8 protein-coding genes are annotated in these 13,369 nt (G+C 66.7%); 3 read left to right on the top strand and 5 right to left on the bottom strand.

Annotated features, from left to right (window positions below):
* The first annotated feature begins 32 nt into the window (after positions 1–32).
* A complete protein-coding gene (locus RZE77_RS03560; RefSeq protein ID WP_319440723.1) occupies positions 33–4,463 on the top strand; it encodes a class I SAM-dependent methyltransferase in 4,431 nt (1,476 codons plus the stop codon).
* A gap of 13 nt (positions 4,464–4,476) precedes the next feature.
* Here RZE77_RS03560 and argB read toward each other — a convergent pair whose 3' ends face one another.
* Both argB and RZE77_RS03550 read right to left on the bottom strand, forming a co-directional pair.
* Complete coding sequence (gene argB / locus RZE77_RS03555) at positions 4,477–5,370, bottom strand: acetylglutamate kinase (RefSeq protein WP_319440722.1); 894 nt, start codon at positions 5,368–5,370, stop codon at positions 4,477–4,479.
* 64 nt (positions 5,371–5,434) lie between these two features.
* The gene (locus RZE77_RS03550; RefSeq protein ID WP_319429428.1) at positions 5,435–6,532 is read right to left on the bottom strand and encodes a glycosyltransferase family 4 protein; all 1,098 of its coding nucleotides are present in this window, start codon (positions 6,530–6,532) and stop codon (positions 5,435–5,437) included.
* Positions 6,533–6,577: 45 nt separating this feature from the next.
* Here RZE77_RS03550 and RZE77_RS03545 point away from each other — a divergent pair, with 45 nt between their 5' ends.
* Together RZE77_RS03545 and RZE77_RS03540 are read left to right on the top strand one after the other, a co-directional pair.
* Positions 6,578–7,336 carry a glycosyltransferase family 2 protein gene (locus RZE77_RS03545; protein ID WP_319440721.1) on the top strand — a complete coding sequence of 253 codons (759 nt, stop codon included), beginning with the start codon at positions 6,578–6,580 and terminating at the stop codon, positions 7,334–7,336.
* 86 nt (positions 7,337–7,422) lie between these two features.
* Positions 7,423–9,474 carry an acyltransferase family protein gene (locus RZE77_RS03540; protein ID WP_319440720.1) on the top strand — a complete coding sequence of 684 codons (2,052 nt, stop codon included), beginning with the start codon at positions 7,423–7,425 and terminating at the stop codon, positions 9,472–9,474.
* A 7-nt stretch (positions 9,475–9,481) separates the two neighbouring features.
* Here the strand turns inward: RZE77_RS03540 and RZE77_RS03535 are convergent, their stop codons facing one another.
* From RZE77_RS03535 to RZE77_RS03525, 3 genes are read right to left on the bottom strand one after another with little or no spacing between them, the layout of a single operon-like run.
* A complete protein-coding gene (locus tag RZE77_RS03535) occupies positions 9,482–10,540 on the bottom strand; it encodes a glycosyltransferase family 2 protein (RefSeq protein ID WP_319440719.1) in 1,059 nt (352 codons plus the stop codon).
* Positions 10,541–10,571: 31 nt separating this feature from the next.
* Positions 10,572–11,576, bottom strand: coding sequence for a glycosyltransferase family 2 protein (locus tag RZE77_RS03530; protein WP_319440718.1), 1,005 nt, complete (start codon positions 11,574–11,576; stop codon positions 10,572–10,574).
* The gene (locus tag RZE77_RS03525; protein ID WP_319440717.1) at positions 11,573–13,315 is read right to left on the bottom strand and encodes a glycosyltransferase family 2 protein; all 1,743 of its coding nucleotides are present in this window, start codon (positions 13,313–13,315) and stop codon (positions 11,573–11,575) included. Before RZE77_RS03525 ends, RZE77_RS03530 begins: the two co-directional genes overlap by 4 nt.
* Positions 13,316–13,369: the final 54 nt, after the last annotated feature.

The raw sequence follows: 13,369 nt of genomic DNA, 5'->3' as shown, positions 1-13,369 counted from the left end.
GGAGGCCCGGACTCGTCCGGGCAGGAATACAAATGAAAGAACCCACCCTCATCCTTCCGACAGTCGACCGGTCGCTCGACGTGCTGACGCACCCGGTGCTGGACCCGCTCTTCTGGACGCCGCACCTGCTCGGCAAGGCCAGCGCCTGGTGGACCCACACGCCGTTCGCGTTCTGGATCGTGGCCGCCTGCAAGCCGGGTTTGCTGGTGGAACTGGGCACGCACAACGGCGTGTCGTACGCGGCGTTCTGCGAGGCCGTTGCGCGGCTCAAGTCGGCCACGCGCTGCTACGCCGTGGACACCTGGGCCGGAGACGAGCATGCCGGGCACTTCGACGCGCAGGTCTACCACGAGCTGCGCGACTTCCACGACAAGCACTTCAGCGCCTTCTCCGAGCTCCTCAAGTCCACCTTCGACGACGCCCTGCCGTACTTTGCCGACGGCTCCGTCGACCTGCTGCACATCGACGGCTTCCACACCTACGAGGCGGTCAAGCACGACTTCGAGACCTGGCTTCCCAAGCTGTCGGACAAGGCCGTGGTGCTGTTCCACGACACCAATGTGCGCAGCGGCAATTTCGGCGTCTTCCGCTTCTTCGCCGAGCAGGCACGGCACTACCCGTCGTTCGAGTTCCTGCACGGCCACGGGCTGGGCGTGCTGGCCGTGGGCGACCGCGCGCCGGCCGCCGCCATGGCGTTGTGCAACCTCGAACCCGAGCGCGCCGATGCCGCCAGGGCGCGCTTCGCGCACCTGGGAACGCGCTGGTTCGTGACCACGCGCGAACAGCTCGGCTCGGCCGAACTGCATCAGCGCATCCACGAGGCCAATGCCCTGCGCGCACCGGTGGAAGCCGAACTGGCCCAGGTGGCGGCCGCCCGCGCGGCCGAGGCCGAGGCCCGCGCCAGCGCCGAAGGCAAGCTGGACGCCCTGGCCCACGAGGTGGCCGAGAAGGCAGCGCAGCTGGAAGACCTGAACAGGCAGGCCAGCGATGCACACGCGAAGGCCGCCCAGGCCGAAGCCGCCGCGCGCGCAACCGGCTTCGCCCACGAGCAGGCGAACCGGCGCGTGGCGGAGCTGCGGAATGTCGTGGCGCAGTTGGCCACCGACCTGAACAAGACCCGCGACGACCTGGACGAGACCAGCGAAGCCAAGAGCCTGCAGCAGCGCACCGCGCTGGCCTGGAAGAACCTTGCCGACCGCAAGGAAGACCGGGTCGAATCGCTGATGGAGCGCTTCACGCGCCTGCGGGTCGATCCGTCCCTGAGCGTCAAGGCCAAGCTGCGCAGGCGCCTGCGGCTGCTTGCCCGGCGCCTTGCCGGCAAGCCGGTGGACCTGGGCGCGGTGGAGATCGTCCGGTTCTCGCCCTACTTCGACCGCGAGTGGTACCTGAAGACCTACGCTGACGTGGCATCGGCCGGCACGGACCCCGCGGAGCACTACGTCACCCACGGCGCGGCCGAAGGGCGCCAGCCCGGCCCGTGGTTCTCGGGCACCGAATACGCCGCGCGCTACGGGGATGCGGCAGGCTTCAATCCGCTGATTCACTACACGCTGGTCGGCGCGCGAGAGGGTCGGCGCGCCGGCCTGCTCGGCAGCGACGACACCGAGCCGCCGCCCATTCCTCCATTGCCGAGCCGGGTGTTCTCGATCTTCTACGTTTCGGGCGAGGCGGATACGCCCGGCCATCTGTACCGCGTCGCGCGCTACATCGAGGCGGCGCGGATGAACGGCGTGCCGGCGGAATGGATCCGGCAGGAAGAGCTGGAGGCGCGGCTCGAGCTGACGTCACGGCACGACGTGATGATTCTGTGGCGCACCCAGTGGAGCCCGGTGCTCGAAAAAGCCATCGGGCTGATGCATGCGCAGGGCAAGAAGGTGGTGTTCGACATCGACGACCTGATGATCGAACCCGACCTGGCCGACACCAAGGTGATCGACGGCATCCGCTCCAACGCCCATCCGGAGGCCGCGGTGCGCGAGCTCTTCACGAGTGTGCGCCGCGCCATGCTCGCAGCCGATGTGTGCATTGCCAGCACCCAGGAGCTGGCCTATCACATGCGCTGGGCGGGCAAGTCCACCCATGTACTGTTCAACGGCTTCGACGATCAGACCTTCGAGCTCTCCAGGCGCAGCGCCCGGCAGTGGCGCAGCGCGCGGACCGACAACCTGGTGCGCATCGGCTATGCCGGCGGCTCGCGAACGCACCAGCGCGACCTGGGCCTGGCCATCGAGGCGATCGCGCGCGTGCTGCGCGAGAACGAGCTGTGCCGGCTGGTGCTCTTCCAGACCGAATCGGGCATGCGCCTGGTCGACGTGGAGGAATACCCGGTGATGGCCGGCCTGGCGCACCGCATCGAATGGCGGCCCTTCCAGACCCTGGAGACATTGCCGCGCGAAATTGCGCGCTTCGACATCAACATCGCGCCGCTGGAATTCGGCAACCCGTTCTGCGAAGCCAAGAGCGAATTGAAGTTCTTCGAGGCCGCGCTGGTCGACGTGCCGACCATCGCGTCGCCGACCGGCCCGTTCACGCGGGCGATCGAGCATGGCGTGTCGGGCTTCCTGGCCGCGAGCGCGGACGACTGGTACCACCATCTGTCGACGCTGGTTTCGGACCCGGCACTGAGGGCCAGCGTCGGCTCGGCCGCGTTCCTGCGCGCGATGGCCTCGTACGGGCCGCTGCAGCGGGCCACGCAGTTCGGCCGCGTGCTCGACCAGCTGCAAGGCGATGCGCTGGCCGCGCGGGCCTTTGCGCTCGATGCGCGCGTTCGCTCGGCGCCGATCCGCCGGCCCCAGCTGATGCCGCTGGAAGTGCTGTTCGAGCACCGGGCCGACGAGGCCGAGATTGCGGACGTCACGGTGGTCATTCCGCTCTACAACTACGAGCAGTTCATCGTCGAGGCGCTGGAGTCCGTGCGCGCCCAGACGCTGGCGGTGCTGGACCTGGTGGTGGTGGACGACTGTTCGACCGACGGCTCGCTGGACGCCGTGCTGGCATGGGCCCGGCAGCACGCCAGGCGCTTCAACCGCGTGGTGGTCGCACGGCATGAGGCCAACAGCGGCCTGGGCCTCACGCGCAATGCGGGCTTCCACCTCGCGGACAGCCCCTATGTGCTGCCGCTGGATGCCGACAACCGGCTGCGCCCGAAATGCTGCGAGGAACTGCGCCGCGCCATCCGCGCCGAGCGCGTGGCCTTCGCCTACCCGACCATCCAGCACTTCGGCGCCTCCAGCGCGATGCTCGGCGAAGCCTCCTACGAGCCGCAGCGCTTCGTGGCCGGCAACTACATCGATGCGATGGCGCTGGTCTCGAAGGAGGCGTGGGCGATCGTCGGCGGCTACAACCACGTTCGCCACGGCTGGGAAGACTACGACTTCTGGTGCCGGCTCGCGGAACAGGGCCAGCGCGGCGTGCGGGAGCCGCAAACGCTTGCGGACTACCGCGTGCATGCAGGCTCGATGATCAAGGCCGAGACGACGGTCCCGCAGAATTACCAGCGGCTGATCGAGAACTTCAAGGCCCAGCATCCCTGGGTGTCGCTGATCGACGAGCGGCTCGCGCGCAAGGCGCCGGCGCTGCAGGTGGCGCTGAGCGACAGCGGCGCGAAGTCGCGGCTCCAGGCGCTGCTGCCGATTCTTCGCTGCCCCAAGACCGGCCTCAAGCTGACGGCCGATGCGGCAGGCGGCGCGCTGGCGACCGTGGACGGCTGGCGGCGCTGGCCCGTCGTCCAGGGCCGGCCGGTTCTTTGCGAGGACATCGGCGAGCCCGAGGTCAAGCCCGCCGAACACGTCAGCAACGCGCTGCCGCCCGAAGCCCTGAAGCTCGCAAGGAGCACCAAGGGGTGGGTGCTGAATCTCAGCGGCGGAGGCTCGCAGGAAAAGATCGAGAACGTGGTCGAGGTCGAATACTGCCTGTTCAGGCACACCGACGTGGTCGCCGATGCCCACGTGCTGCCGTTCGACGACGCGGTCTTCGACGCCGTGATCGTCATGAACGCCTTCGAGCACTACCGCGAACCGCAGAAGGTGGCGGCGGAACTGCTTCGGGTGCTCAAGCCCGGCGGCCGCATCCTGGTTCGCACCGCCTTCATGCAGCCGCTGCACGAGCGGCCGTGGCACTTCTTCAACTGCACGCGCTACGGGCTGGAGCAGTGGTTCCGCGAGTTCGAGGCCGAGCGCGTGCGGGTGTCGGAGAATTTCGCGCCGAATCACTCCGTCAGCTGGCTGGCGTCGGAGTGCGAGCAGGCGCTGCGCGCCAATGTGTCGGACGAAGCCGCGGAGCGCTTCCGGGAGGCCCCCGCGGGCGATCTGGTGGACCTGTGGCGCGATCCGTCGCTGCGCGACACGCCGCTGTGGACCGATTTCGAGAAGCTGCCGCAGTCGGTGCAGGAGGTTGGCGCCGCGGGCTTCGAGTTCCTGGGCCGGAAACCCGCGGGGGCCAGGGTCAGCGCGAACGGCCGCTGAGGCGGCTGGGGCCTCAGCGCGCGCGGATCATCGTGCCGTAGGCCTGGTCGGTCAAGATCTCGAGCAGCATCGCGTGCGGCACGCGGCCGTCGATGATGTGCACCGCGTTCACGCCGCTCTTGGCGGCATCGAGCGCACCCTCGATCTTGGGGAGCATGCCGCCCGAGATGGTGCCGTCGGCAAACAGGTCGTCGATCTCGCGCGCACTCAGGTTGGTGAGCAGATTGCCGTCCCTGTCGAGCACGCCGGGCGTGTTGGTCAGGAGCATGAGCTTCTCGGCCTTGAGCACGGTGGCGAGCTTGCCGGCCACCACGTCGGCGTTGATGTTGTAGCTCTCGTTCTCCTCGCCGAAGCCGATCGGGCTCACCACGGGAATGAAGGCGTCGTCCTGCAGCGCCTTGACCACGCTGGGGTCGATGGAGACGATGTCGCCCACCTGGCCCACGTCGTGGTGCAGGTTGGGGTCGGCGCGGTCCGCCATCTTGAGCTTCTGCGCGCGGATCATGCCGCCGTCGCGCCCGGTCAGGCCCACGGCCTTGCCGCCGGCCTGGTTGATCAGGCCCACGATGTCCTGCTGCACCTCGCCGGCCAGCACCCATTCGACCACTTCCATGGTCTCGGCGTCGGTCACGCGCATGCCCTGGATGAAGCTGCCCTTCTTGCCCAGGCGGTTGAGCGCCGCCTCGATCTGCGGGCCGCCGCCATGCACCACCACCGGGTTCATGCCGACCAGCTTGAGCAGCACCACGTCTTCCGCGAAGTCGGCCTGCAGGGCCGGATCGGTCATGGCATTGCCGCCGTACTTGATGACGATGGTCTTGCCGTGGAACTTGCGGATGTACGGCAGCGCCTGGGCCAGGATTTCGGCCTTGTCGCGCGGGGGAATGTTGAGGACGGGATCGGTCATGGGCGGGCAGGCTCCAAAACGGTGGGGACGATGGAAAGAAGGAATTCTTGCAGCAAGGAGGCCGTCACGGGCGCAGCCAGCGCGGCACCTTGAATCGCACGATCATCAGGTAGGCGCCCACATAGGTCGTGACAAACAGCAGGCAGAACAGCATCAGCACGATGGTGTTGTTCCAGAACAGCACCGCGGGCACCACCGACAGCGCGGCGAACATCCAGAGGTAGGGCGAGGTCCGGTTGTTGCGGGCGAGCAATTGGCGCGCCTCGTCGTCCGCGAACGCCACGCGCACGATGCGCCGGAAGATCAGCTGGTGGAAGTGCAGCGCGTCGGCGGTGCCGGGCGACTGCCCGCGCGCGAGCTTGCGGTAGATGGAGAACAGCGTCTCCCACACCGGGTAGATCAGCAGCAGCATCGGGAACCACGGCGAGACGACGCGGTGCCGCTGCACCAGCGTCACGCAGGCCAGCGCAATCACCATGCCCCACACGTAGGCGCCGCCGTCGCCGGCAAAGATCTTGCCGCGCGGATAGTTCCAGATCAAAAAGCCGATGGTGGCGCCGACCAGGCAGACCATCATGGCCGCGAGCTGGCGGTCGCCCACCTGCAGCGCCACGTGCGAAATGGCAAGGCACACCAGCACCGCCACCGTGCCGGCCAGCCCGTTGTAGCCGTCGATGATGTTGAAGGCATGCGGCAGCCCGCCGATGGCCAGCGCAGCGAACAGCACGGCGCCGTACGGCACCACGGCCAGCCAGCCGTCGACCGCCTCGATGCCGGTGCGCGACAGGCTGAGCCCCAGCACCCAGCACGCGAGCAGCGCGGAGCCGATGGTGAGCGCCAGCCGGTAGCGCACCTTGACGTTCTGCGTCACGTCTTCGACGATGCCGCCGAGGACCGCCGGCGCAATGCACAGCAGCGTGAGCATCGAGGTCTTGAGCGGCCAGGAGACGTTGAACGGGTCGGTGCCGGTGATGCCGGAGGCCATCCAGGCCACGCCCATGCCGAGCAGGATGCCCGCCCCCCCGAGCCGCGGCACGTGGCCCTTGTGGAAGCGCTGGGGCATGTCGGCGCCATAGAGCCGGGCGTGCCTGCGCGCGCGGCGCATGAACACCTGGACCCCGAAGGCCGAGACGAAGAAACTGATGACGATCAGAGCAATCATGTGTGGGTGTTGGGGAACCCTAGAATTCCCGAGCGAAATTAGACCATGCCAGCGCCCCCTTCCCCTTCTTCCCCCCCGATCACCATTTCGATCGTCAGCCACGGCCAGCTTGCGCTGGTGCGCCCGCTGCTCGAGCAGCTGGACCGCTTCTGCCGCAATTCGACCGCCAAGGTCGTGCTCACGCTGAACATCCCCGAACCTGACGTGCTGGCCGGCCTGGAATGGGGATTTGCGCTCGAGCGGATCGAAAACACGGCCCCCAAGGGCTTTGGCGCCAACCACAACCAGGCCTTCGGGCACTGCGACACGCCCTGGTTCCTGGTGCTCAACCCCGACATCCGCCTGGACGGCGACGTGCTGGCGCCGCTGCTGGCGCAGGCCGTGCCCGACGCCGGCCTGCTGACGCCGCGCATCCTCGAACCGGGCCGCAGCACGCCCGAGCAGCACCGCGCCGTCATCACGCCGCTCGAGATCCTCACGCGGCGCAAGCCGGGGTATGTGCGCCCGGCGGTGCCGGACTGGATTCCAGGCCTGTTCATGCTGTTCCGCAGCCAGGCCTACCGCCAGATCGGGGGCTTCGACGAGCGCTTCTTCATGTACGGCGAAGACTTCGACATCTGCGCCCGGACCCAGCTGGCGGGCTGGAAGCTGCAGGTGGGCGAAGACCTGCTCGCGCGCCACGAGGCCCAGCGCGCCAGCCGCAGCAGCAGGAAGCATCTCTACTGGCACGTGACCAGCCTGCTCAAGGTGTGGACCTCGGGCGCGTTCTGGCGCTACCTGCGGGCCCGATCCCGCCGGGCCTGAAAAAAGCCGCGACCGCGTTTGCGCAGACAATCCGGGGCCGGGAAGCCAGCAGAGACCGCAGGCGCCGTCCCCTCCCAACCACGACGATGACGACCACGAGCAGCCCGACAGCCCCGCAGGAACACGCCCACCTGCTCCATCCCAAGTACCGACCCGACATCGACGGCCTGCGCGCCGTCGCCGTGCTTTCCGTGCTCGGCTACCACGCGTTTCCGCAGTGGATCAAGGGCGGCTTCATCGGGGTCGACATCTTCTTCGTCATCTCGGGCTTCCTGATCACCACGATCATCCTGGGCAGCTTCGAGGGCGACGGGTTCAGCTACCGCGAGTTCTACGCGCGCCGCGTGAAGCGCATCTTTCCGGCGCTGGTGCTGGTGCTGGCGGCGACCTTTGCCTTCGGCTGGTACGCGCTGCTGCCGCACGAGTGGGAGCAGCTCGGCAAGCACGTGGCCGCGGGTGCCGGCTTCGTCTCGAACTTCGCCTTCTGGAGCGAGGCCGGCTACTTCGACAATGCGGCCGAGACCAAGCCGCTGCTGCACCTGTGGTCGCTGGCCATCGAGGAGCAGTTCTACATCTTCTGGCCCGTGCTGCTGGGCCTGGCGTGGAAGCGCAAGTGGCGCGTGCTCGCGGTGGTGGGCACGGTGGCGGCCATGTCGTTCCTGCTCAACGTCACCACCATCCACAGCCACCGCACCGCGGCGTTCTATTCGCCGCTGTCGCGCTTCTGGGAGCTGATGATCGGCGGCATGCTGGCGTACATGCGGCTGCACCGGCCCCTGCCCAAGCCGGGCTGGGGCCGCCATGCGCAGTCGATTGCCGGGCTGGTGCTGATCGGCCTGGGCCTTGCCTACATCCGCGGCGGCAAGGCCTTTCCGGGGTTCTGGGCCATCCTGCCCACGCTGGGCGCCTTCTACTGCATTGCGGCCGGCCCGACCGGCGTGCTCAACCGCTACGTGCTCGCCTCCAAGCCGATGGTTTGGGTCGGCCTGATCAGCTACCCGCTGTACCTCTGGCACTGGCCGCTGCTGGTGTACGCGCGCATCGTCGAGGGCGACGTGCCGTCCAACGGCCTGCGCGCGCTGATGCTGCTGGCCGCCTTCGTGCTGGCCTGGCTGACCTACCGTTTTGTCGAGCGCGGCACGCGCCGCAGCGAGAACAGCACGGTGATCTCGGTGCTGGTGGCGCTGATGGTGGGCTTCGTGGTGCTGGGCACCCTGGCGGCCACGCGCTACTACGTGGGACGGCACAGCGACCCCTACTTCAACAAGACGGCCGCGGCCGCCAAGGACTGGGGCTACCCGGACGGGCTGAGCCCCATCAAGGTCGACGGCGAGGTGCTCCAGCAGATCGGCCACGGCAAGCGCCGGGTGCTCCTTTTCGGCGACAGCCACATCGAGCAATACGGCCCGCGCGCCGTGGAGCTGAACAAGATCGCGCCCGACACCCTCGATTCGCTCTCCTTCGCCACCTGGGGCGCCTGCCCGCCCATTCCCAACGTGGTCGACGAAAAGAACAACCTGTGCGGCGAGCGCCGCGACGGCGCCATGCGCCTGGCCATCAGCGACAAGTTCGACGCGGTGGTGTTCGGCGGCTGCTGGAACTGCTACTTCTCGGAAACCGGCAAGCCCAACGCCGCGAACGCCGATGCCGACCGCTACTACTACTTCGACGGCAAGACCAAGCGGCGATTCATGGGCGGCGGCGGCGTGGACTTTGCGCTCAACATGCTCGAAGCGGTGATGACGAACCTTGCCAAGCACAAGCAGGTGTACCTGGTGCTGGACAACCCGGTGGGGGAAGGGTATGGGCCGGAAGAATTCATCAAGGGGGGGCGGCTCGGCAACATGAGCGTGGCGCCAATGTCGCCCACCACGGAATGGGTTTCAGCGCAAAGGGCCCTCCACGAGCGCATGCGCCAGATCGCGATCCGAAGCGGCGCCATCGTGATCGACCCGATTCCGACGCTTTGCAAGGGCAACCAGTGCACCCGGGCGGATGCCGACGCCACGCCCATCTACAAGGACGCGGGGCACTTGCGGGCCGAGTACGTGCGCAAGTTCGCAACGTACATCGACGTGGCGATGAGCACGCAGAAGCAGCAGCAAACACCCGCAACCGTGCCGGTCACGGGGCGCTAGCTAGAACTCAGGAATAGAGCTTCCGCAGGCTGCGCACACCCGGCAGCCGCGTGATCGCCCCGACCAGGCGCACCATGCCGGGCGAGCTGTGCTTCAGCAGAAACAATGTGGTCCGCAGCCGCAGCTTTTTCTTGCGGCCGACATAGGGATTGGCCAGCACCATCGCGCCGTACTCGAAAAGGATCGCGGTCATTTCCTCGCGGTACTGGTCGTCGTTCTTGATCGACTCGATCGCATGGTTGACGAAGTACGGCTGAAACCGAGGCACGAGACAATCGCGGAAGTAGTAGCGACCGCGCTGGTGCTCGTCGGGGAACATCTGCACCAGCTTCTTGAAGTACTTGAAGCGGCTGCGGATCATGCGAATGCCGAACGAGGTGCTTGCCGTATGGATGCACCACACCGTCACGGCCTTGTCGACAAAGTAATTGCTGTAGCCCTTGCGGAACACGCGCAGGAAGAGGTCGTCGTCCTCGAAGCCCATGAACTGCGAATCGAACCCGCCCACGGCCTCGAAGGCCTTGCGGCTGATCAGCGTGGCCGATGGCAGCACGAACATGTCGTGCCGCAGCAGGTCGTTGATGTTTCGCTTGGGATGCGTCGCATGCTCCTTCACAACGCCGGTCCGGATCACGTTTCCATCGGCGTCGGCTTCGTACAGGTCGGCATAGACAAAGCCGAAGAGCCGGTCGTCCTGCGGAATCGAAGACGCCAACGTCTCGATGTGGTTGGGCAGGTAGAAATCGTCCTGGTCCAGGAAGCAGATGAAGTCGGAGGTGGACGCTGCCACTCCGGCATTGCGTGCGGAGCCTTGTCCTCCATTCTCCTTGTCGAGAATGCGAAAGGGATAGCGCTTCGCAAGCCCGTCGAGCGCCGCGCGCTCCTCCGGCCGCGAACCGTCGTTCACCACAATCACCTCGGCCGCGGGCACCGATTGCTCGAACACGCTGCGCACCGAGCGCTCGATGAAATCGGCGCCGTTGTAGAACGGGATGATCACCACCACGCTGGGCCACAGGGGCATGGATTCGATGGCGGGCACGGCGGGAGCGTTCGTTGGGGTCATTGTTTTTTGGCTTGGCTCTGTTGGGGCGAGCCTACACAGATTCGAAAAGGTCGCGAACCACGCCGCGTACGCCGCGGCCGAACTTGTCGTAGCGGCCCGTCATGGCTTCGCGGAAGATGGGAATGCACCGCGCCAACCGCGACGCGGGCAATGCGGCCCGAAAGCGCTGATGCTCGATCTTGCTGCGGACCTTGGCAATGATCTCGGGCGAGACGCGATCGCCGATCTGCAAAAGACGCTCCAGGAGAAGCTCGGCCTTGATGGCACGCTCGACGTGGGTATTTCCGCGCGATGCAAGCGCCTTGCGTATCTTCTCGACGAAAGTGTCGCGCCGCGCGCCAATCTGGTTGGACTCATGCTGGCGATAGTCGATGAGCGGCTGCTCCAGAAAATCGACACGCCCTACCGCCGATGCCACGATGCCCAGCCACTCGTCGTGGACCCATTCAACGGGCAGCGGCAAGGCGTCTGCAAGCAGCGACCGGCGAAATACCGCGGTCGCTCCGGTGACGAGGTTCCTGCGAAGAAACACGTCGAAAGCGCTGCCGCCATGGATACGCTCGACTTCGGACCGGGTGACCTCGAGCGCGTGGAACAGGGACTGGTTGAGGTCGTTTCCGCCCGCATCGACAAGGCGCGCGTCGGTATGCAACAGCAGCAGATTCTCATCCTGCTGAAAGCGCACCACCATCTGCGCAAGCCGATCGGGCACCCACACATCGTCCTGGTCGCTCAGCGCAATCAGCTCGCGGGTGCAGGCACTGATGGCCTGTTCGAAATTCTTGACGACCCGCAAGGGGGTGGCGTTTTTCAACACCCGCAGCGCCACCGGATGCCCGGGCCGTTCGACAGCGCATTCGGCCACCGTAGCGCGAACCACCTCCACCGAGTCATCCCGGGAGGCGTCGTCCGAGAGCACGATCTCGACCGGCGGAAGAGTTTGCAGGCAGATGCTGCGCACCTGCTCGCGCAGAAAGCGAGCACCGTTGTGTGTGCAGAGCGCGACGGAGACTTCGAGGGGACGGGCGGTGTTCATAGGGATGTACGCGGCGGCCACGCAAGATCGAAATCTTCGCTATCGAGCGTCAGGTTTGGGTTGTAGGCTGGATCGTGCGCGATGAGCTTGCCCCAGCGGACCTGCATGACCGCCGCTTCGGCCGCCAGCCGATTCCGCGACTCGGCCGCCACCTCGAGTCCCCGCGTGGCCGATTCGTGGTGCAGCAGCTCGGCCCAGGGCGTCCAGACGTTGCGGAATCCGGCTTCGCGCAAGCGCAGGCAAAAGTCGACGTCGTTGTAGGCAACGCCAAGATGCGCCTCGTCGAGTCCTCCCACTTGCTCGTAGAACGCCTTGCGCACGACCAGGCAAGCCGCAGTCACGGCGCTGAACGACTGCGCAAGCTGCGCACGTCCGCCGTGGCCGGGATCCGAGCGAGCCAGGTGCTTGTGGGCATGGCCTGCGATGCCGCCCATCCCCAGAATCACGCCCCCGTGCTGGACAGTCGTGTCGGGATAAAGCAGCTTCGCGCCGACAGCGCCCACCCCCGGCTGCAAGGCAATCGACACCATCTCCGCGAGCCAGTCAGGCGAGACGACCTCGATGTCGTTGTTGAGCAGCGCAACAAGCTCGCCCCGCGCCCTTGCAACCGCCGCATTGTTCAGCGCCGAATAGTTGAACGGACGCTCGTCGCGGATGACGGTGATGCCCTGCTGCGCATCGAGCGCGGCAAAGTAGGCGAGCGCTTCGGGGTCGTCCGATCCGTTGTCGACCAGCAGGATTTCGTAGTTCGGATAGTCCGTCTCGAGCACGATGCTCTCGATGCACTGCCGCACCAGCGGCAATGCGTTGCGCGTCGGGATGATGAGTGAGACCAGCGGCGGCGAAGAGGGCAGCGCATAGCGGGTGCGATAGCCAAACGGCGTGGCCTCGGCCCTGGCTGCGGCGCCGGTTCGCTCGAAATGGGCATTCAGCACGGCAACGCCGGCCGGCCGGGCACCGAGCGCGGCCTCGGAAGCATGGCGATGAGCTAGCACGTGCGGGATGTGGCGTACCTGCTCGCTGCCAACACGCTCCACGCAGCGCAGCGCGAGGTCATAGCCCTGCTCGGGTGGCGCCAGCTCTGGACGAATTCCGCCGACCTCATCGAACAGGCCGGCCTCCACGGCAATCCATGAAGAAAAGAGATTGCGGCCGAGGAAAAGATCCGGATTCCAGTCGGGCTTGAAAAAGGGATCGATGCGCTGCCCGTTTGCATCCAGTTCGTCTTCGTCGGCATAGATCAAGCGCGCGTCGGGGTGCGCAACAACCTGCTGGGCAATGGCCCACAGCGCGTGCGGCGGCAGTGCGCAGCCCGGTTCGATCCAGATGACCCAGTCGGCGGAAGCCGCAGCCTTGAAGCCGCTGGGCGATGACCCGGCCGGCCGCCTCGTCCATTCGTTGTACAACTGCGCGTCAAGCGAGCCCGCGCTCAATTCGCCCGCGGGCATCAGCAGCAAGCGCGGACGTTTCGGCCAGGCATCGATTTCCCGGCGCTTGCGATCGCAGTCGGCGGTATCGATCCTGTCGTAACGCTCGACCCAATCGGTGTAGTCTCCGCGTTCCTCAACCCGCGGCAAGGACGCACCCCGCACGATGCGTTGAAAATGCCGGCTCGCCCAACGCAGCGGCGCCGTGATGCGCCAACTGCTGGACCGCTGCATCCCCAGGATCTGCGCTTCCAAGGACTTCGTCTCGTGCTCGAGCAACGCGATCTGGCGCTGAAGCTGCGCACTGCTCAAGCCGCTCTCAAGCCCGCATCGCCGGATATGGGGCTGCGCGGCTGGCAGCGTGGG

Source organism: Variovorax sp. SPNA7 (assembly GCF_033807855.1).
In the GTDB taxonomy this organism is placed as follows: domain Bacteria; phylum Pseudomonadota; class Gammaproteobacteria; order Burkholderiales; family Burkholderiaceae_C; genus Variovorax; species Variovorax beijingensis.
The sequence above is the reverse complement of the archived record's forward strand: the minus strand, read 5'-3'. Positions and strand labels throughout refer to the sequence as shown.

What these genes read in the sequence shown, in the direction of transcription:
- RZE77_RS03540 (WP_319440720.1), top strand. Translation starts at nt 7,423, where the DNA reads ATGACGACCACGAGCAGCCCGACAGCCCCGCAGGAACACGCCCACCTG.
- RZE77_RS03550 (WP_319429428.1), bottom strand. Translation starts at nt 6,532, where the DNA reads ATGATTGCTCTGATCGTCATCAGTTTCTTCGTCTCGGCCTTCGGGGTC.
- RZE77_RS03545 (WP_319440721.1), top strand. Translation starts at nt 6,578, where the DNA reads ATGCCAGCGCCCCCTTCCCCTTCTTCCCCCCCGATCACCATTTCGATC.
- RZE77_RS03535 (WP_319440719.1), bottom strand. Translation starts at nt 10,540, where the DNA reads ATGACCCCAACGAACGCTCCCGCCGTGCCCGCCATCGAATCCATGCCC.
- argB (WP_319440722.1), bottom strand. Translation starts at nt 5,370, where the DNA reads ATGACCGATCCCGTCCTCAACATTCCCCCGCGCGACAAGGCCGAAATC.
- RZE77_RS03560 (WP_319440723.1), top strand. Translation starts at nt 33, where the DNA reads ATGAAAGAACCCACCCTCATCCTTCCGACAGTCGACCGGTCGCTCGAC.
- RZE77_RS03530 (WP_319440718.1), bottom strand. Translation starts at nt 11,576, where the DNA reads ATGAACACCGCCCGTCCCCTCGAAGTCTCCGTCGCGCTCTGCACACAC.